Source organism: Streptomyces sp. NPDC001407 (assembly GCF_042895325.1).
Taxonomy (GTDB): Bacteria; Actinomycetota; Actinomycetes; order Streptomycetales; family Streptomycetaceae; genus Streptomyces.
The window spans coordinates 112,738-131,541 of sequence record NZ_JBIAWF010000021.1 but is presented as its reverse complement, the minus strand read 5'-3'; the positions used below and the strand labels follow the sequence as shown (position 1 = coordinate 131,541).

The following is an 18,804-nucleotide window of genomic DNA, read 5'->3' as shown; positions in this document are numbered from 1 at the left end:
CCCGCCTCATGCGTGCTCTGCGCACCGCCGTCGCCCTGCTCGCCGCCCTGGCCCTCGCGGGCTGCGGGGCGAAGGTGGCACCGGCCCCCGCCGAGGGAAAGGCTTCCTCGGGCCACTACCCCGTGACCGTGGAGAACTGCGGGGTGCGGACGACGTACGACAACGCCCCGCAGCGGGTGGTCACCAACGACGTCGGCATCGCGGAGATCATGTTCGCGCTCGGCCTGGAGGACCACATGGCGGGCTATGTGGCGCCGGACTACAAGGGCGACCGCCAGTCCGTGCCGTGGAAGGACGGCTACGAGAAGGTGAAGTGGCTGTCCAAGAAGGAGATCACCAAGGAGCTCGTCCTGGACGCCAAGGCCGACCTGGTCTTCGCCGGCTGGAACTACGGCTTCGGCGAGGGCAACGGCTTCACCCCGGCCGCGCTGAAGAAGCTCGGCATCGGCTCGTACGTCCTGACCGAGTCCTGCCACAACGGCACGGGCAGCTCGCGCGGGGTGATGCCGCCGCTGGAGGCGCTCTACGCCGACCTGGCGACGCTGGGCAAGATCTTCGACGTGGAGGACCGGGCCCGCGCGCTGACCGCCGGCTTCAGGAAGCAGGTCGCCGACGCGCGGGCGCGGGTGCCCGCGGACGCCCCGAAGCCCAAGGTCTTCCTCTACGACAGCGGCCAGGACAAGCCCACCACCGCGGGCGCCTACGCGGGCCCGCACGACATCATCACCAAGGCCGGCGGCGACCACGTGATGAAGGACCTCAAGGACTCCTGGACGCAGGTCAGCTGGGAGACGGTCGTGGACCGCGACCCCGACGTCATCGTGATCAACAACTACGGGGACGTGAGCGCGGAGCAGAAGAAGCGCTTCCTGAAGTCCTACGGCCCGCTGGCGAACGTCTCCGCCGTCAAGAACGACCGCATCTTCGTCCTCGACTACGTCGACCTCGTCGAGAGCCCCCGCAACCCCGCGGCCATCGCGGCACTCGCGGGCTTCCTGGAGGGGGTCCGCAGCGCCTGACGCTGCCTAGACTGGTGGGGTGGTGGACACCGACTGGCAGAGCAACCTCCGTAAGCGCGGCTACCGGCTGACGCCGCAGCGCCAGCTCGTCCTGGAAGCGGTCGACCGGCTGGAGCACGCGACGCCGGACGACATCCTCACCGAGGTCCGGCGCACGGCGGGCGGGGTCAACATCTCCACGGTCTACCGGACCCTGGAGCTGCTGGAGGAGCTGGGCCTGGTCAGCCACGCCCACCTCGGGCACGGCGCCCCCACCTACCACCTCGCCGACCGGCACCACCACATACACCTCGTCTGCCGCGACTGCACGACCGTGATCGAGGCCGACCTCTCCGTGGCCGAGCCCTTCACCGCGCGGCTGCGCGAGACCTTCGGCTTCGACACCGACATGAAGCACTTCGCGATCTTCGGCCGGTGCGCCGACTGCTCCTCGAAGGCGGCCGCCGCCGGGTCGTAGGCTTGTGCGCATGCTGCGTCATTCGAAAGCCAGCCCGCTGCTCTCGCTGCCCGGTGCCGTCGCCGCCGAGGCTCCCGACGAGGGCGTCGCCGCGCACTACGGCGACCTCTTCCGCGAGCAGCGCACGCTCGCCGGAGGGTCCGGTCTCGTCGACCTCTCGCACCGCGGCGTCGTCACCGTCACCGGCTCCGACCGGCTGAGCTGGCTGCACCTGCTCATCACCCAGCACGTGAGCGAGCTCCCGGCCGGGCAGGCCACGGAGGCGCTCGTCCTCTCCGCCAACGGCCACATCGAGCACGCGCTCTATCTGGTCGACGACGGCGAGACGACCTGGGCCCACGTCGAGCCCGGCACCCAGGGCGACCTGATCGCCTACCTGGAGAGCATGAAGTTCTTCTACCGCGTCGAGGTCGCCGACCGCACGGACGACTTCGCCGTCGTCCACCTCCCCGCGGGCTCGATCACCGAGGTCCCCGAGGGTGTGCGGGTGCGCGAGACGGCGCACGGCCGCGATCTCTTCCTGCCGCGCGCGCGCCTGGCGGAATTCGCCGCCGCGCACGGCCCGGTGGCGGGCGTGCTCGCGTACGAGGCGCTGCGCGTCGAGGGCCACCGCCCCCGCCTGGGCCTGGAGACCGACCACCGCACCATCCCGCACGAACTGGGCTGGATCGGCACCGCCGTCCACCTCCAGAAGGGCTGCTACCGCGGCCAGGAGACCGTCGCCCGCGTCCACAACCTGGGGAAACCGCCGCGCCGCCTGGTCTTCCTCCACCTGGACGGCAGCGAGGTCTCCCTCCCGCCCCACGGCACGCCGGTCCGCCTGGCCGCGGACGGGCCGGAGGGGCGGCAGATCGGTTTCATCACGACGGCGGCTCGCCATCATGAGCTGGGGCCGATCGCTCTGGCGCTGGTGAAGCGGAATGTCGCGACGGACGCGGGGCTGTTGGTGGGCGAGGCGATGGCTGCTTCGCAGGAGGTGGTGGTGGAGCCGTAGGGTTCGCCGGGGGTTGGGTGCGGGTGCGTTGCGCCTGCGGCGGGCTTTGTTCCCCTACCCCGCCCCTTCCCGGCTGCATCTGAATTTGCGGCTCCGCCGCGTGGGGGGCGCTGCCCCAGACCCCGATGTGCGGGTTCGTCGGCTGACGCGCAGCGCCTGCGGCGCTCGTCTTCAAACTCCCCCAGCTACCTCCCCCAGACTCCGTCCGGGGGTGCCCCCAGAGGTGCCCCCAACGGGCTGAAATTGCGCACCCGCATCAGCCAAATCCAGCCCGTCCGGCGTTTGAGGACACCGCGCGAAGCGCGGTCAAGGGGGTCCGGGGTCTCCCCAGTTCCGGGAAGGGGCGGGGCTGGGGAACAAAGCCCGCCGCAGGCACACTCCAGCCGCACCCGGGCGCGGGTCCGGGGCGGAGCCCCGGCCGCGGCGGAGCCGCGCAACAGATGCTGCGGGAAGGGGCGGGGCTGGGCTGGGGAACAAACCCCCCTACACCTCCACAAGCACCGTGAACGGCCCGTCGTTCGTCAACGACACCTTCATGTCCGCGCCGAAACGCCCCGTCTCCACCCGCGCCCCCAACGCGCGAAGCGCGGAAACCACCGCCCCCACGAGCGGCTCGGCCACAGAACCCGGCGCCGCCCCGTTCCACGTGGGCCGCCGCCCCTTCCGCGCGTCACCGTAGAGAGTGAACTGGGAGATCACCAGCAGCGGCGCCCCCACGTCCGAACAGGACTTCTCGTCCGACAGGATCCGCAGCGACCACAGCTTGCGGGCGAGCTGCGCCGCCTTCTCCTCCGTGTCCTCATGCGTCACTCCGACAAGCACGCACAGGCCCTGTCCGATGATCTCGCCGACGGTCTCGCCGTCCACGGCGACGCTCGCCCCGTCCACCCTCTGCACCACTGCACGCATACGGACCATGATGCCCTGCGTCCATCCAGGGCCGTTCGGGTGGAGAGACCCTGCGCCCGGGCATCACACAGTGGCACGATGCGTGCAGGCGGTGCGTACGCGCACACCGCCCGAGGGGAACGGAAAGCGCATGACCACACCCATTGAGGACGGTCCCATGCTCAAGACAGCGGACAGCCTGCACCCCAGGCCCCCGAGCCAGCGCGCCGGGCGGCTGGCGGACGTCCCCGCGCGGGAGCTGGGCGAGCTGAGCCTGGCGGAGCTGCGCGTGCTGCGCAGGGACGCACAGCGGGACGAGGCGGATCTCAGCTACGTACGCCGCCTCCTCCAGGGCCGCATCGACATCCTGCGGGCCGAGCTGGCACGGCGCGCCGCGCCGGGCGCCCCGGTCATGGCCCGGCTCGTCGTGGAGCGGCTGTCGGAGATCCTCGCGGACGGGCCCTCCACCCAGCGCTCCTCCGCCCGGCACGTGACGCTGGGGACCCCGCACAGCGAGGAGTCCCGGCGGCTCGCCGAGGACATGCTGGCCGAGGTGGAGCTCTCCGACCTCGGTGCCCGCACCGACCCCGAGCTGCTGAGCGGCATGCGCCGCCTGGAGGCGTACGAGCGCCAGGTGTCCGTGCGCCGCCAGGCACTTCAGCGCACGGCCGACGATTGCAGTGCGGAGATCGCCCGCAGGTACCGTGAAGGGGAAGCACAAGTCGACGACCTCCTCTCGTGACCCACCGGGGGCGGTCCGCACCACCTCCCCCGGAAGGCCGACGATGACCTCCTCGACCCTTGAGTCCCCCGCCACGGCCGGCGTCCCCGGCATATCGCCGGTCCTCGCCGAGGTCGTCCGTTCCGGCTTCGTCGAGGGCCACCACCGCGGCTCGCTCGTCATCCTGGCCGCCGACGGCAGCGTAGAGCTGGCGCTGGGCGACGTGACCGCGCCCGTCTACCCGCGCTCCGCGAACAAGCCGATGCAGGCGGCCGCCGTGCTGCGGGCCGGTCTGGAGCTCTCCGGTGAGCGGCTGGCACTGGCCGCGGCCAGCCACTCCGGCGAACCCTTCCATCTCGAGCTGGCGCGGACGATGCTCACGGAGTTCGGCCTCCCCGAGGACGCCCTGCAGACCCCGCCCGACCTGCCCCTCGACCCCGTCGAGGCGGAGGCGTACCTCGCGGCCGGCCACGGCCGCGACCGCGTCACCATGAACTGCTCCGGCAAGCACGCCGCCATGATCGCCGCGTGCGCCGTCAACGGCTGGGACACCGGCTCCTATCTCGCCCCCGACCACCCGCTCCAGCGGCTCGCCCTCCAGGTCGTGGAGGAGACGAGCGGCGAGCGCGTCGCCCACGTCGGTACGGACGGCTGTGGCGCGCCGCTGATGGCGATCTCCCTCACCGGCCTCGCGCGGGCCTTCCGCACCTTCGTCCTCGCCGAGCCGGGCACCCCCGAGCGCCGGGTCGCCGACGCCATGCGCGCCCACCCCGAGTACGTCGCCGGCACGCGCCGCGCCGACACGTGGCTGATGCGCGAGCTCCCCGGCGCCCTCTCCAAGATGGGCGCCGAGGCCGTCCAGGCCGTGGCCCTCCCCGACGGCCGCGCCCTCGCCTTCAAGATCGACGACGGCGCGCTGCGGGCTACTGGGCCGGTGCTGGGGCGGGCGCTGACGTTGCTGGGGGTTGATGTGCCGGCGGTGGAGCGGATGTCTTCGGTTCCGCTTCTGGGTGGGGCGGGGCGGGTGGGGGCTGTGCGGGCGGCTTTCTGATCTTTTGGGTGCGGGTTGTTCGTGCCTGGGGTGGGGTGGGTGCGCTTTCCGCTGGGTGCGGGGGCGGTTCTGGGTGCGGGTCCGATGTCTTGTGCGGGTTGTGTGCGCCTGCGGCGAGCGGCCTCAAACGCCGGCCGGGCTGGGTTTGTGGTGGGTGCCGGGGGTGGCGCCTCCGGGCTGGGAACCTGGAACGCGGTGCGCTTTCCGCTGGGTGCGGGGGCGCTTTTTGGGTGCGGGTTGTGTGCGCCTGCGGCGAGCGGCCTCAAACGCCGGCCGGGCTGGGTTTGTGGTGGGTGCCGGGGGTGGGGCCTCCGGGCTGGGAACCTGGAACGCGGTGCGGGAACCGTAAGACGTATTGGGTGCCCTGAAGTCGCACCGCGTTCCAGAACCCCACCCTCCGACCCCACCCCCTCCCACCGGAGAGCAAGTGCGGGTTGCGGGGTGAGCCTTTCTTTCCGCCCGTCCGGGGCGCTCAGTGCAGCCCGGGCGCGCCACCTTTTCTTTCAGCCCGTTGGGGGCACCTCTGGGGGCACCCCCGGACGGAGTCTGGGGGAGGTAGCTGGGGGAGTTTGAGGACGCGCCCGCAGGGCGCTCCCGCCGCAGGCGCCAACCAGCCCGTAGCCAAGGGGGGCAGCGCCCCCCACGCGGCGGAGCCGCACATCAGACGCAGCCGGGAAGGGGCGGGGTGGGGAACAAGCCCGCCGCAGGCGCCAACAGGCCCGCAGACGGGGGCCTGGGGCACGAGCCCCTCGCGGGGCGTCAGCCCGGCGGCGAGCCGGGAGGTGTCGGTTGGGGGGACGGCTGAGGCGACGGCGAAAGCCGAGGTGTCGGTATCGGCACCGGCCCCCGCCCCTCGATCGTCACCGCCGTACCACCCGGCGCCACAGCCACCCGCGCACTCCACCGCCCAGCCGGCTCGTTCGCCGCGTCGACCTCGACGACGACAGTGATGGACTGCCCGGGCCAGAGCACCCCACCGGTCCGGCTCAACCGCAGCCACGGCGCCTTGGTGGTCATCGACCAGGGAACCGGTTCCCCGCCGCTCGCGGTGAGAGTGATGAGCGTGGTCTTGCCGCTCGGCTGCGCGGTGATCGTGAGCCGCCCGGGGCCCCGCGCGGGTGCCGACGGGGGGCCCGGCAGGGGGACCGCGCTGCCGGAGGGTGAGGGCGGCACCCCGCCGGGCTGTTCCTCGGGTACGGGCACCGGTCTGCCGTCCGGCCCGATCACCGAGACCGACACACCCGGCACCGCGTTTCCGGTCGCCGCACGCGAGCCGATCCGCTTGTCGGCCGGGTCCTCCCCAGGCGGGTAGACGGCAGGGGAGGCGGCCTCCTCGGCGGTGACGGAAGTGGGGTTCTGGGCCTCCCCCGTCGACGGAGCGCCGCGGTAGGCGGCCCACAGGGCGAGCACGGGGGCGGCGACGACGGTGGCGACGACCGTGGTCGTGATCGCGCGGCTGCGAAGGCGGCCGCGGCGCGCGACGCGGTCCTTGGGATCCACGGGAAAGCCCCGACGATCGAAGCGGGGGTACGGGGGCGCGGCGGCCCCCCGCTGCGTACGCGCGCTCACAGCGGCCGACACGGCCGCGTGCACGGCGTCCCGCGGGGCCTCGATGACGGGCAGGGCGGCCGACGAGGCGGAGGTACCGGGCCAGGGTTCGCCCGCGGTGGCCCGCTCGGCCGTACGGCGGCAGTCGGCGCATTCGTCCACGTGCCGGACCAGTTCGCGGCGGAGCGCCGTACCCAGCAGCACCCGGGTGTCGCCCGCGAACCGTGCCACGACCGGGCAGCGGCCCGACTCCACGACGGCCAGCGCGGTCCGGGTGCGCTCGACCTCGCAGGCGGCGCTGGACAGCAGGGTGCGGGCGGCGTCACCTTCCAGCCGGAGCACGGCGGCGACCTCGTGCGCGGAGAGGCCGTGGCGTACGGCCAGTTCGAGCGCTTCGCGCTGCTCGGCGGTGGTCCCGGCAGCCTCGGGCCAGGCGAGCAGGGCGAGCTCCCTGCGGCGGTGCTCGTCGGCGGCCGCGCCCTCACGCTCCCCGGGCTTGCCGCCCGGCTCCGCGAGCCGCCGCAGACAGGCCCAGCGGGCGAGGGCGTAGAGCCAGGAGCGGCGCACGTCGTCCCCGGCGGGCGCCCGGTCGGCGCGCCGCTCCGCGATCGCGAGCACTTCGCCGAGGGCGGCGGTCGCGCTGTCGTGCTCGCACAGCACGGACAGGCAGTAGGTGAACAGGCCGTCGAGGTGGGGGTCGTACTGAAGAGGCGGCCGCTGCACGAGCGTTTCCTGCTCCGTACGGGCCGCGCGCGGCGCCCCGCGGCCTGCGCGGTGCGCGCCGGTGGCGTGCGTGGGGGGCTCGGGCCTCCTGGTCATCATCCCGGCGACGGTAGGCGCGTGGCGGTCCCTCGTTCTCGCTGCCGACGCAGGATTAACCCATTCGGGTGAGCTTCTCGCTCGAAGGGGGTGGCTCCGTGGTCGTGCCGCCGCCTGCGGCGGGCTTGTTCCCGGGCGTACTCACGCACTGGGGCGAGTGCCCCAGCCCCCGGGCGCCGACCGGTGGGCGCCTGCGGCGGTTCCCCCACCCCGCCCTTTCCCGGCTGCGTCTGATGTGCGGCTCCGTCGCGTGGGGGGGCGCTGCCCCCCTTGGCTACGGGCTGGTTGGCGCCTGCGGCGGGCTTCTTCCCCTACCCCCGCCCCTTCCCGAAACTGGGGGCAAGCCCCCAGACCCCCGCAACACGCTTCGCGCGTTGTCCTCAAACTCCCCCAGCTACCTCCCCCAGACTCCGTCCGGGGGTGCCCCCAGAGGTGCCCCCAACGGGCTGAAAAGAACGGCGCGCCCCGAAACAGGGGCGCTGCCCCAGACCCCGAACCTGCACGCCCGTTGCCGCCTACGGCGGGAGCGCACTGCGTGCGCGGGCTGAAAGAAAAGGTGGCGCGCCCGGGCTGCACTGAGCGCCCCGGACGGGCGGAAAGAAAGGCTCACCCCACAACCCGATGTCGCCCTCCGGCGGGAGGGGGTGGGGTCGGAGGGTGGGGTTCTGGAACGCGGTGCGTTCGGCACGGCACTCAATACGCCTTACGGTGCCCGCACCGCGTTCCAGGTTCCCAGCCCGGAGGCCCCCACCCCCGGCACCCACCACAACCCAAGCCCGGCCGGCGATTGAGGCCACGCCCGAAGGGCGTCCCGCCGCAGGCGCGAACCGAGCCGCACCCGACAACGGCGAACCCCACCCCCACCCCGGCCCCCAATGTCAGCACCCCCCGCTACGGTTACCGACATGGCTGCCCGCACCGCACGATCCCCCAAGGACCGCCCCTCCTACCGATGCACGGAATGCGGCTGGACCACCGCGAAGTGGCTCGGGCGGTGCCCCGAGTGTCAGGCGTGGGGGACCGTGGAGGAGTTCGGCGCGCCCGCCGTGCGGACGACCGCGCCGGGGCGGGTGACTTCCGCCGCGTTGCCGATCGGTCAGGTGGACGGCAGGCAGGCCACGGCCCGGAGCACAGGGGTCGACGAGCTGGACCGGGTGCTCGGTGGCGGGCTCGTGCCCGGCGCCGTCGTGCTGCTGGCGGGCGAGCCCGGTGTCGGCAAGTCGACCCTGCTGCTCGATGTCGCGGCCAAGGCCGCCTCCGAGGAGCACCGCACGCTCTATGTGACCGGTGAGGAGTCCGCGAGCCAGGTCCGGCTGCGTGCCGACCGGATCGGCGCGCTCTCGGACCACCTCTATCTGGCGGCCGAGACGGATCTGTCGGCGGTCCTGGGGCACCTCGACACCGTCAAGCCGTCGCTCCTGATCATGGACTCCGTGCAGACGGTGGCCTCGCCGGAGATCGACGGAGCGCCGGGCGGCATGGCGCAGGTGCGCGAGGTGGCGGGCGCGCTGATCCGGGCGTCGAAGGAGCGGGGGATGTCGACGCTGCTGGTCGGCCACGTCACCAAGGACGGCGCGATCGCCGGGCCCCGCCTGCTGGAGCACCTGGTGGACGTGGTGCTGAGCTTCGAGGGCGACCGGCACGCCCGGCTGCGCCTGGTGCGCGGGGTGAAGAACCGCTACGGCGCGACGGACGAGGTCGGCTGTTTCGAGCTGCACGACGAGGGCATCACGGGGCTCGCCGACCCCAGTGGGCTTTTCCTGACCCGGCGCGCCGAGCCCGTGCCGGGCACCTGTCTGACGGTGACGCTGGAGGGCCGCCGCCCCCTGGTCGCCGAGGTGCAGGCGCTGACGGTCGATTCGCAGATCCCCTCGCCCCGCCGCACGACGTCCGGCCTGGAGACGTCCCGGGTGTCGATGATGCTGGCCGTGCTGGAACAGCGCGGGCGCATCAGCGCTCTCGGCAAGCGGGACATCTACAGCGCCACGGTGGGCGGGGTGAAGCTCTCCGAGCCGGCCGCCGACCTCGCCGTCGCGCTCGCGCTCGCCAGCGCCGCGAGCGACACCCCGCTGCCGAAGAACCTGGTGGCCATCGGCGAGGTGGGGCTGGCGGGCGAGGTCCGCCGGGTCACGGGTGTGCAGCGGCGGCTGGCGGAGGCGGCCCGGCTGGGGTTCACCCACGCGCTGGTGCCGGGCGACCCCGGGAAGATCCCCAGCGGGATGCGGGTCCTGGAGGTCGCGGACATAGGCGAGGCGCTTCGAGTGCTGCCCAAGCGGGTACCCCGGGAGAACCGGCGCAAAGCCGGAGCGGACGCCCCGTCGGAACAGAGCCCTGTCTGAACCGGAGGAGAGGCCTCTTTAATAGGCTGGGTGCCGGAATACGCCAGTAGACTTTGCCCTGGTCTCGCCCGTACGTACGGACGGCAGGGCGGCCTGCGGCACCGTTGACCTTGCGACCGGAGGAGTGCAGTGGCAGCCAACGACCGGGCATCGGGCCCCGGCAAGGCCGGGGGTTCCTCCGGTGCCGACGGTCTGATGCGCGCCTCGCTGAGCGCCGTCGCGCCCGGCACGGCCTTGCGCGACGGACTCGAGCGCATTCTTCGTGGCAACACCGGCGGTCTGATCGTCCTGGGCATGGACAAGACCGTCGAGTCGATGTGCACGGGCGGTTTCGTCCTCGATGTGGAGTTCACGGCCACCCGGCTGCGTGAGCTGTGCAAGCTGGACGGCGCGCTGATCCTCGACAAGGACATCACCAAGATCGTGCGGGCGGGCGTCCAGCTCCTGCCGGACGCCTCCATCCCCACGGAGGAGACCGGCACGCGGCACCGCACCGCGCAGCGCGTCTCCATCCAGTGCGGGTTCCCGGTCGTCTCGGTGAGCCAGTCCATGCGGCTGATCGCGCTGTACGTGGGCGGTGAGCGGCGCGTGCTGGAGGAGTCCGGCGCGATCCTCTCCCGCGCCAACCAGGCGCTCGCCACCCTGGAGCGCTACAAGCTCCGGCTGGACGAGGTCGCGGGCACGCTCTCCGCCCTGGAGATCGAGGATCTGGTGACCGTCCGGGACGTCACCGCGGTGTCCCAGCGGCTGGAGATGGTCCGCCGGATCGCCACGGAGATCGCGGAGTACGTGGTCGAGCTGGGCACCGACGGCCGTCTTCTCTCGCTCCAGCTGGACGAGTTGATCGCCGGCGTCGAGCCGGAGCGCGATCTGGTCGTGCGGGACTACGTCCCCGAGCCGACCGCCAAGCGCACGCGTACGGTTCCCGAGGCGCTCTCCGAGCTGGACTCCCTCACCCACGCCGAACTGCTCGAACTCCCCATCGTGGCCCGCGCCCTGGGTTACAGCGGATCGCCGGAGACGCTGGACTCCGCGGTCTCCCCGCGCGGCTACCGCCTGCTGGCGAAGGTGCCGCGGCTGCCGGGAGCGATCATCGAGCGCCTGGTCGACCACTTCGGCGGCCTTCAGAAGCTGCTCGCCGCCAGTGTCGACGATCTCCAGACCGTCGACGGCGTCGGCGAGGCCCGCGCCCGCTCGGTCCGCGAGGGCCTCTCGCGCCTGGCGGAGTCGTCGATCCTGGAGCGTTACGTCTGACGCGGCGCTGCCGCCGCATGCGTGAAGAAGGGCTGTACGGGCCGGAGGAGCCGGCTCGTACAGCCCTTCTTCGATGTCAGCCCTTGTCGAGGGTGAATTCGAACTTCTCGGTGACTCCGGCCACCTTGACCTCCACCCGGTACGTCCCCGCACCCGCCGACGAATCGCCGGACGGTGACGCGCACTGCGGAGCGCTCTTCTTACGGTCCCACTCCAGCGTCCGCTTGGTCTCGCCCGAGCCGGGCAGTTCGATCAGGACGGCGCTCTTGCCCCGGGGGCAGTCGTCGGAGGACCAGACGTGGTCGTCGCCGCCGACGTCGGTGATCTTCAGTACGGCCGCCGTGGACCCGAAGTCGACCTTGCACGCGGAGCCGCCGGAGTTCTTCACGACGATCTCGAACTTCGGCTTCTCGTCCGGACGGTAGGAGTCCTTGACGCTGCGCACCGTCAGGCGCACGGATCCTGACGTGCAGTCGGGCAGCGAGGAGCCGGCCGGGACGACCTTGCCGTCGCCGGTGCCCAGCACGCCGCTGCCGCCGCCGGAGCCCCCGGACCCGGAACCGCCCGCGCCGCCACCGGAGCCCCCCGAGCCACCGACGTCACCGTGGTCGTTCGCGACGCCGCCGCTGCCACTGCCGCTGCCGCCCGAGTCGCCACGGCCGCCCGGCCGTTGGCTGTTGAACGTGCCGGAGGGCACGGGGCCGGGCGTGATGGTCGTCTCCGACGGGCCCTTTCCGTCCGATGGGCCCTTGCCCTGGTCCTTGCCGGAGCCGCCGCCGTCACCTCCGAGGCTGACGATCCACAACCCCAGCAGTACGAGAAGGCCGAGCAGGCCAAGCGCAACTGCCCTCCGCCGCCAATAGATGGAGGAGGGAAGCGGCCCGATCGGATTGCGCAGAGATCCCACGCGAAGACTCTACGAGAGATCGGGCAGGGCACCAGCCCATACCCGCCGGGCGGGTGCCTACTTTTCGCATCATCAGCCCGCAGAAGGACGGCATTCCGTTGTCGATACCTGACGAAAGTCATGCTCGCCGCATGCCCATCGCCCGATGTGCCGCGGGGGTGACATTCCGTACTCTCCATTGATCATGGACGACGATCTCTACCGTGACATCACGGATTACGCGCACTCCACACCGGGCTGGGTGCACAGTCTCGCGGAAATCGGCACCCAGGCCGGTCTGTTGCTGCTGGCGGCGATGGCCGTCGTGATCTGGTGGCTGGCCCGGCGACGGGGCGCGCGCGAGGTCGCCCTCGCCCTGCTGGTGCCGGCCGGCACGGCGGTGGCGTACGCGATCAGCGAGGTCGTAAAGAGCCTGGTCGACGAGGCGCGGCCGTGCCGGGCGGTGGCGCACGCGGTCACCTCGATCGCCCCGTGCCCGCCGGCGAACGACTATTCCTTCCCCAGCAACCACGCGACGCTGGCCGCCGTCATGGCGACCGGCATCATCCTGGCGCGCCCCGTGGCGGCGTGGCTGGTGGTGCCCATGGCGCTGCTGGTGGCCTTCTCCCGGGTCTTCCTCGGCGTGCACTACCCCCACGACGTGGCCGCGGGCCTGGTGCTCGGTGCCGTCGTCGCGCTGCTCGCCGCCCGGCTGTTCGCGCGCCCCGTCACCAGGCTGGTGGAGCGGTGGAGCGGCGGCCGGTGGAGCGTACTCGTCAAGGCATGACGGGAGTTCACACGTTGGGGTGGTGAGTCCACTCCGTCTTGTGACCGAAGCCCTGGCCGTTGTCGACAAGCCGCAGCCATTCGGGGCGCAGCTCCCACAGATCGGTGCGTTCCATCGCCTGCCGGAGCTTCTCGTTGCGGTCCACGTAGGGATAGCGCGTGCCGTACGTGCGCCATCCCGCCTCGCGGTCCGCGCCCTCCAGGCGGCGGCAGGCGCCCCGTCCTTGAATGCCCGTCAGGGCGGTCCACACCTGGCCGTCGCGCTGCGCGGTGAAGGCGACGGGCGCCCCGCCGAGGAGCGCCCGGCCGTGGCGGGTGGTGACCGAGGTGACGAAGAGGAGGGCGGGGCCGCCGTCGGCGGTCTCCGCCCGCGCGTAGAGGACGGCGCACGCCTGGGGGCCGTCCTCGTCGGCGTAGGCCAGGGTCATGGTCGTGTGGGCGTCGAGGGCCGCCCGGATCTCGTTCGGGGGCCGCTGCCCGGTCTCGCTCATGATCCCCATTCCACCCCGGTCAGTCGCCGGTGACCAGCCCGGCCTCGTACGCGATGATCGCGGCCTGCACCCGGTTGCCGACCTCCAGCCGGTCCAGGACCGCGCTCACGTAGCCCTTGACCGTGCCCTCCACGAGGTGCAGCCGGCGGGCGATCCCGGCGTTGGAGAGCCCCTCCCCCAGCAGGGCCAGCACCTCGCGCTCGCGGGCCGTCAGCCCGGCGGTGCGGGCGCGGGCGGCGGCGCCGCGCATCAGCCGTTCGCCGCCCAGCTCGGCGATGACGTGCCGGGCGACCTTGGGCGAGAGGTAGGCGCCGCCGTCGGCGACCGCGCGCACGCCGGCCATCAGCTCGTAGGGGTCGCCGGACTTGAGGAGGAAGCCGGTGGCGCCGCCGCCGAGGGCGCGGGAGATGTAGGCGTCCTCGGAGAAGGTGGTGAGGATGGCGACGGCCGTGCCGGGTGTGGTGCGGCGGATCTCCTCGCACGCGGCGAGGCCGTCCAGCCGGGGCATGCGGATGTCCAGCAGCGCGACGTCCGGGCGGTGCGCCTGTGCCGCCTCCACGGCCTCCCGGCCGTCCGCTGCCTCGGCGACCACCTCGATGCCGGGGTCGGCGCCGAGGATGGCCCGGACGCCCGCCCGGATCATCGCCTCGTCGTCCGCCAGCAGGACCCTGATGGCCGCTCCTGTCACCGCACCCACTCCTTCTCTTCCTGTTCGACGACTTCGGCCGTGCCGACGCGGGGGATGCGGCTCTTCGCGACCAGCAGGCCGTCGCGGAAACAGAGCCGGAAGTGGTCGACGCTGACGAAGAGCTCGCCGCTGGCCCGGTAGTAGCGGCACTGCGCCCCGGCGGGCGGTGCCGCCACGGTCCGCCGGACCGGTGGTTCGGCCACGCGGCGGTCCGGCAGCAGGGGCTCGACCGCGGCGTAGGGAGCGCCGACGCGCAGCTGCGCGTAGTCGGCGGGCCTCAGCACGGAGTGCGCCTTAATGTAGGCGTACCACCCGAAGGCGGCCGCGACGAAGACGGCGGCGCACCCTCCGACGACGGCGAAGGGCACGACGACGCGGCGCCGTGACACGCGCCGGGCGCGGGCGAACGCGTCGAGGTCCCCGGCCGCCGAGGCGACGGTGAGGGCCTCGGCCTCACCGGTGTGCGGTGGTTCCGGTTCTCCGGCGGGCGCGGGAGGCGTGTGGGGCAGCCGGGCGCGGACGCGGAAGCCGCCGTCGTACGGCCCGGCGGAGAGGGTCCCGCCGGCCAGGGCGGCCCGCTCGCGCAGCCCGAGCAGCCCGGTGCCGCCGCCCGGCGTGGTGAGGGGCGGGGTGTGCGTGGCGGGTGCGGGCCCGTTGGTGACGGTGACGTCGGTGGTGTCCGCGGTGTGCTCGACGGTCACGGTGACCTCGGCGCCGGGCGCGTGCTTGGCCGCGTTCGTCAAGGCTTCCTGGACGACGCGGTGGGCGGCGCGCTCGACCATGGGCGGCACGCCGGCGGCGGGCCCGTCGCAGCGCAGGCTCACGGTCATGCCGGAGGCGGCCGCGCGCTGCACCAGGGCCGGAATGGTCTCGTCCGCCGGGGTCAGCGGGGGCGCGGGTGCCGTCTGGGTGGTCGTGGGGTCGCGGAGGATGCCGATGATGTCGCGGAGGCGGTCGGTGGCGTCCGCCGCCGCGCCGCGCAGGTCCGCGGCGGCCGCGCGCTGTTCCGCGTCGAGGCCGGGTGCCACCTGGAGGGCGCCCGCCCGGAGCGCGATCAGGCTCAGTTCGTGGCCAAGGGAGTCGTGCATGTCCTGGGCGATACGGGCGCGCTCGCGCAGCCGGGCGCGGTCGGCGACGATCACCTGCTCGCGTTCCAGCTGCGCGGCCCGGCTCCACCCGGCGGCCACCAGCTCGCGGTCCTGGCGGCGGTAGCGGCCGACCAGCCACGGGAAGACCGCCCCGAAGAGCAGCGTGCCGATCAGAACCAGCCATTCGACGACCGGGTCGAAACCCCGGCCGACGACGAGCAGCGTGCCCGCGGCGGCGATCGCCGCGAAGGCGTACAGCGCGGGCCGGGCCCCGGCCGAGCGACGGCCGAGCAGATAGGCGAGGACGGCGAGCGCGGGTCCGTAGGAGAGCGTGAAGAGCGACGGCGAGGCCGCGAGGCTCAGGCCCGCGACGAGCAGCAGCCCGAGCACCGGCCGCGTACGGGAGGCCACGACGGCGACGGCGAGGAAGACGACGGCGCACACCGACTGCCACCAGGGGCGCGGCGCGTTCAGCCCCAGCCCGGTCGCGGCGAAGCCGGGCGCGGCCAGCGCCACCCAGAGCAGGGTGTCCGGAAGCACCGTGGTCAGGGCGGGTCTGCGGCTCACCGCTCGAACGTACCGGGGCGACCGGGCCGTGCGCCCCTGCCGAAAGTCACATATGCGGCTCCGCCCGGCGACGGAACGCCTCCCGGAACGTGTCAGGATCGTGGTGATGACTATCTCGCCACCCTCCGCAGACGTGCCGGGGACGCGGGCCGCTCTGCACGGCCCCGTGCTCGCCTGGTTCGACGCGCACGCCCGTGACCTGCCCTGGCGCCGCCCCGAGGCGGGGCCGTGGGGGGTGATGGTCAGCGAGTTCATGCTCCAGCAGACGCCGGTCAGCCGGGTGCTGCCGGTGTACGAGCAGTGGCTCGCCCGCTGGCCGCGCCCCGCGGCCCTCGCGGCGGAGCCGCCCGGCGAGGCCGTACGGGCCTGGGGCCGGCTCGGCTATCCGCGGCGCGCGCTGCGGCTGCACGCGGCGGCGACGGCGATCACGGAGCTGCACGGCGGCGAGGTGCCGAGCGACCACGACGGGCTGCTGGCGCTGCCGGGCGTCGGTGAGTACACCGCGGCGGCGGTCGCCTCGTTCGCGTACGGGCAGCGGCACGCGGTCCTGGACACCAACGTCCGCCGGGTCTTCGCGCGCGCCGTGAGCGGTGCGCAGTACCCGCCGAACGCGACCACCGCCGCCGAGCGGAAGCTGGCGCGCGAGCTGCTGCCCGCTGAGGAGCCGGTGGCCGCCCGCTGGGCGGCGGCGACGATGGAGCTGGGGGCGCTCGTCTGTACGGCGCGCACCCCCGACTGCGCCCGTTGCCCGATCGCCGCGCGGTGTGCCTGGCGGGCGGCCGGTTCCCCGGCGCACGACGGCCCGCCGCGCCGCGGCCAGACCTACGCCGGTACGGACCGTCAGGTCCGGGGCAAGCTCCTGGCCGTACTGCGCGAGGCCCTGGAGCCCGTGCCGCAGCGGGCCCTGGACGCGGTCTGGGACGAGCCGGTGCAGCGGGCGCGCGCCCTCGACGGGCTGGTCGCGGACGGCCTGGTCGAACCCCTGCCCGACGGCCTCTACCGGCTGCCGCTCACATAGCCGTGCCGGGCGCGGCTCCCCCGCGCCGGCTCCGGCGACCGATCCGGCGGTCCGTGACCGCGTCACGGCAACAAAGCAAAGGCCGAGAGCCCCCTTTGCGCCCCATTTCTTCGGCTTTCCCTCGGTGCTGTTACACAACCTATGGATAGCTGTGCACCAGCCGCAGGGCTGCTGCACATCGCGCCGCAACAGCTCCTCCGTAGCGTCCTACTCGTGCTGGGGGACCGCCAGCGTGACGCGGGGAATGCAAGCGGAATGGAGGCTGCAAGATGGCCAGCAGCGGCAAGGTTCTGGACTTCGAAGAGTACGTGCGCAACCGTCAGGACGCCCTCCTGCGCAGCGCCCGCCGCCTCGTGCCGGACCCCATCGACGCGCAGGACCTCCTCCAGACCGCCCTGGTGCGCACCTACGGCCGCTGGGAAGGCATAGCGGACAAGTCGCTTGCCGACGCCTACCTCCGCCGTGTCATGATCAACACTCGTACGGAGTGGTGGCGCGCCCGCAAGCTCGACGAGGTGCCCACCGAGCAGCTCCCCGACGCCTGCGTCGAGGACGGCACGGAGCAGCACGCCGACCGCGCTCTGCTGATGGACATCCTCGGAGTCCTGGCACCCAAGCAGCGCAGCGTGGTCGTGTTGCGACACTGGGAGCAGATGAGCACCGAGGAGACCGCGGAGGCGCTCGGCATGTCGACCGGCACGGTCAAGAGCACGCTGCACCGGGCGCTGGCCCGGCTGCGTCAGGAACTGGAGAGCCGCGACCTGGACTTCCACGCCCTTGAGCGCAACGAGCGGGGGCAGGAACGGTGCGCAGCCTGAAAAAGGCGGCTCCCACCAAGCCGGCACTGATCACCGGCGGCACGGTCACAGCATTGGCCGCAGCCGCCGGTCTTCTGCTTGCCGGATGCGAGGCGGGCAGTGAGGGCGTGCGGAAGGAGGGCACCGCGCAGACCCAGTCCGCGGCGAAGCCCACCCGCGTGCCCGCGGCCTCGGCGGCCCCCACCCAGGGGAAGATCGACGCCGTGAAGCTGATCAGGTCCGACCCCAAGGTCAGTGACCAGGTCAAGAAGAACCTCAAGCCGTGCGAGAAGAACCAGTACCCCGTCGACGTGATCTACGGGCAGGTGACCGAGGGCTCCCGCAACGACGTCGTCGTCAACATCCTGACCTGCGGGGATTCCCTGGGGGTCGCCTCCTATGTGTACCGTGCCAAGGGCGACTCGTACGAGAATGTGTTCGCGGCCGAGCAGCCGCCCGTCTACGCCGAGATAGACCGCCGCGACCTGCGGGTCACCAAGCAGGTCTACGGTCCCGGTGACGCGGCGTGCTGCGCTTCGGGCGAGGACGTCATGACGTACCACTGGTCGGGGAACGAGTTCCGCGAGGCCAGTCGCACGCACACCGACTTCAGCAAGGTCGGCGGCAACAACGACAAGGGTGAACTCCCGAGCGTGGGAACGGAGGGCTGAGAGCAGCGTGGCCGATACGCATGTGCTCTTCGTCGAGGACGACGACGTCATCCGCGAGGCGACCCAGCTGGCGCTCGAGCGCGACGGCTTCGAGGTCACCGCGGTGCCCGACGGGCTGCTGGGGCTGGAGCGCTTCCGCGCCCGCAGGCCCGACATCGCCCTGCTCGACGTCATGGTGCCGGGCCTGGACGGGGTCAGCCTGTGCCGCCGGATCCGTGACGAGTCGACCGTTCCCGTGATCATGCTGTCGGCGCGCGCGGACTCCATCGACGTCGTGCTCGGCCTGGAGGCCGGGGCGGACGACTATGTGACCAAGCCCTTCGACGGCGCCGTGCTCGTGGCCCGGATACGGGCGGTGCTGCGGCGCTTCGGGCACGCCGGCGGGGCGGGCTCCGCCTCCGACGAGCCCGAGCCGATCGAGGGCGGTGTGCTGCGCTTCGGCGACCTGGAGGTCGACACGGAGGGCATGGAGGTGCACAAGGCCGGCGAGCCGGTGGCCCTGACCCCGACGGAGATGCGGCTGCTGCTGGAGTTCTCCGCGGCGCCGGGCACCGTGCTCTCCCGCGACCGGCTGCTGGAGCGGGTCTGGGACTACGGCTGGGGCGGCGACACCCGCGTCGTGGACGTCCATGTGCAGCGGCTCCGGGGCAAGATCGGCCAGGACCGCATCGAGACGGTCCGTGGCTTCGGCTACAAGCTCAGAGGCTGACCACCCGATGGTG

General features: G+C 72.8%; 18 protein-coding genes. 12 read left to right on the top strand and 6 right to left on the bottom strand.

Translation table 11 applies throughout. The annotated features are described in order from the left end of the window. The first annotated feature begins 8 nt into the window (after positions 1 to 8). The 3 genes from ACFY1P_RS26195 to ACFY1P_RS26185 are packed head-to-tail and all read left to right on the top strand — an operon-like array spanning position 9 to position 2,470. Positions 9 to 1,019, top strand: coding sequence for an ABC transporter substrate-binding protein (locus ACFY1P_RS26195; protein ID WP_390752014.1), 1,011 nt, complete (start codon positions 9 to 11; stop codon positions 1,017 to 1,019). A 19-nt stretch (positions 1,020 to 1,038) separates the two neighbouring features. Next, positions 1,039 to 1,476, top strand: a complete 438-nt coding sequence (locus ACFY1P_RS26190; protein WP_361532552.1) for a transcriptional repressor — start codon at positions 1,039 to 1,041, stop codon at positions 1,474 to 1,476. A gap of 10 nt (positions 1,477 to 1,486) precedes the next feature. Continuing rightward, positions 1,487 to 2,470 (top strand): glycine cleavage T C-terminal barrel domain-containing protein, encoded by a 984-nt coding sequence (locus ACFY1P_RS26185; RefSeq protein WP_361532555.1) that lies wholly within the window; start codon positions 1,487 to 1,489, stop codon positions 2,468 to 2,470. A 483-nt stretch (positions 2,471 to 2,953) separates the two neighbouring features. On the opposite strand, the gene dtd is transcribed toward ACFY1P_RS26185, so the two are convergent. Then, the gene (dtd, locus tag ACFY1P_RS26180; RefSeq protein WP_361532558.1) at positions 2,954 to 3,379 is read right to left on the bottom strand and encodes a D-aminoacyl-tRNA deacylase; all 426 of its coding nucleotides are present in this window, start codon (positions 3,377 to 3,379) and stop codon (positions 2,954 to 2,956) included. A gap of 130 nt (positions 3,380 to 3,509) precedes the next feature. On the opposite strand from dtd, the gene ACFY1P_RS26175 reads away from it, so the two are divergent. Together ACFY1P_RS26175 and ACFY1P_RS26170 are read left to right on the top strand one after the other, a co-directional pair. Beyond that, on the top strand, positions 3,510 to 4,100 hold the full coding sequence (locus ACFY1P_RS26175; protein ID WP_361532561.1) for an AmfC protein: 591 nt from the start codon (positions 3,510 to 3,512) through the stop codon (positions 4,098 to 4,100). Between the two features lie 43 nt (positions 4,101 to 4,143). Next, positions 4,144 to 5,130 (top strand): asparaginase, encoded by a 987-nt coding sequence (locus ACFY1P_RS26170; RefSeq protein ID WP_361532564.1) that lies wholly within the window; start codon positions 4,144 to 4,146, stop codon positions 5,128 to 5,130. 759 nt (positions 5,131 to 5,889) lie between these two features. Here the strand turns inward: ACFY1P_RS26170 and ACFY1P_RS26165 are convergent. Then, positions 5,890 to 7,500: a sigma-70 family RNA polymerase sigma factor gene (locus tag ACFY1P_RS26165; RefSeq protein WP_390752013.1), complete on the bottom strand. Its 1,611-nt coding sequence runs from the start codon at positions 7,498 to 7,500 to the stop codon at positions 5,890 to 5,892. A gap of 902 nt (positions 7,501 to 8,402) precedes the next feature. On the opposite strand from ACFY1P_RS26165, the gene radA reads away from it, so the two are divergent. Together radA and disA are read left to right on the top strand one after the other, a co-directional pair. Beyond that, positions 8,403 to 9,836, top strand: a complete 1,434-nt coding sequence (radA, locus tag ACFY1P_RS26160) for a DNA repair protein RadA (RefSeq protein ID WP_361528705.1) — start codon at positions 8,403 to 8,405, stop codon at positions 9,834 to 9,836. A 129-nt stretch (positions 9,837 to 9,965) separates the two neighbouring features. After that, the gene (disA, locus tag ACFY1P_RS26155; RefSeq protein ID WP_116213224.1) at positions 9,966 to 11,090 is read left to right on the top strand and encodes a DNA integrity scanning diadenylate cyclase DisA; all 1,125 of its coding nucleotides are present in this window, start codon (positions 9,966 to 9,968) and stop codon (positions 11,088 to 11,090) included. 76 nt (positions 11,091 to 11,166) lie between these two features. Here disA and ACFY1P_RS26150 read toward each other — a convergent pair whose 3' ends face one another. Next, a complete protein-coding gene (locus ACFY1P_RS26150; protein WP_361528702.1) occupies positions 11,167 to 11,997 on the bottom strand; it encodes a hypothetical protein in 831 nt (276 codons plus the stop codon). A 184-nt stretch (positions 11,998 to 12,181) separates the two neighbouring features. On the opposite strand from ACFY1P_RS26150, the gene ACFY1P_RS26145 reads away from it, so the two are divergent. Then, entirely contained in the window at positions 12,182 to 12,763 is a 582-nt protein-coding gene (locus tag ACFY1P_RS26145; protein WP_390752012.1) for a phosphatase PAP2 family protein, read from the top strand. Between the two features lie 7 nt (positions 12,764 to 12,770). Here ACFY1P_RS26145 and ACFY1P_RS26140 read toward each other — a convergent pair whose 3' ends face one another. From ACFY1P_RS26140 to ACFY1P_RS26130, 3 genes are read right to left on the bottom strand one after another with little or no spacing between them, the layout of a single operon-like run. Further along, positions 12,771 to 13,253, bottom strand: coding sequence for a pyridoxamine 5'-phosphate oxidase (locus tag ACFY1P_RS26140; protein ID WP_390752011.1), 483 nt, complete (start codon positions 13,251 to 13,253; stop codon positions 12,771 to 12,773). A 19-nt stretch (positions 13,254 to 13,272) separates the two neighbouring features. Beyond that, positions 13,273 to 13,896, bottom strand: a complete 624-nt coding sequence (locus ACFY1P_RS26135) for a response regulator (RefSeq protein ID WP_390752020.1) — start codon at positions 13,894 to 13,896, stop codon at positions 13,273 to 13,275. Positions 13,897 to 13,937: 41 nt separating this feature from the next. Next, positions 13,938 to 15,596: a histidine kinase gene (locus tag ACFY1P_RS26130; protein ID WP_361528694.1), complete on the bottom strand. Its 1,659-nt coding sequence runs from the start codon at positions 15,594 to 15,596 to the stop codon at positions 13,938 to 13,940. A gap of 106 nt (positions 15,597 to 15,702) precedes the next feature. On the opposite strand from ACFY1P_RS26130, the gene ACFY1P_RS26125 reads away from it, so the two are divergent. The 4 genes from ACFY1P_RS26125 to cseB all read left to right on the top strand — a co-directional run bounded on the left by ACFY1P_RS26125 (position 15,703) and on the right by cseB (position 18,791). Beyond that, on the top strand, positions 15,703 to 16,614 hold the full coding sequence (locus ACFY1P_RS26125; RefSeq protein ID WP_361528692.1) for an A/G-specific adenine glycosylase: 912 nt from the start codon (positions 15,703 to 15,705) through the stop codon (positions 16,612 to 16,614). Between the two features lie 269 nt (positions 16,615 to 16,883). Further along, positions 16,884 to 17,432, top strand: a complete 549-nt coding sequence (locus ACFY1P_RS26120) for a SigE family RNA polymerase sigma factor (protein ID WP_121801639.1) — start codon at positions 16,884 to 16,886, stop codon at positions 17,430 to 17,432. Beyond that, positions 17,420 to 18,082 (top strand): hypothetical protein, encoded by a 663-nt coding sequence (locus tag ACFY1P_RS26115; RefSeq protein WP_361528688.1) that lies wholly within the window; start codon positions 17,420 to 17,422, stop codon positions 18,080 to 18,082. The genes ACFY1P_RS26120 and ACFY1P_RS26115 overlap by 13 nt, the downstream gene beginning before the upstream one ends. A gap of 7 nt (positions 18,083 to 18,089) precedes the next feature. Then, entirely contained in the window at positions 18,090 to 18,791 is a 702-nt protein-coding gene (gene cseB / locus ACFY1P_RS26110) for a two-component system response regulator CseB (RefSeq protein WP_361528686.1), read from the top strand. Positions 18,792 to 18,804 lie beyond the last annotated feature (13 nt).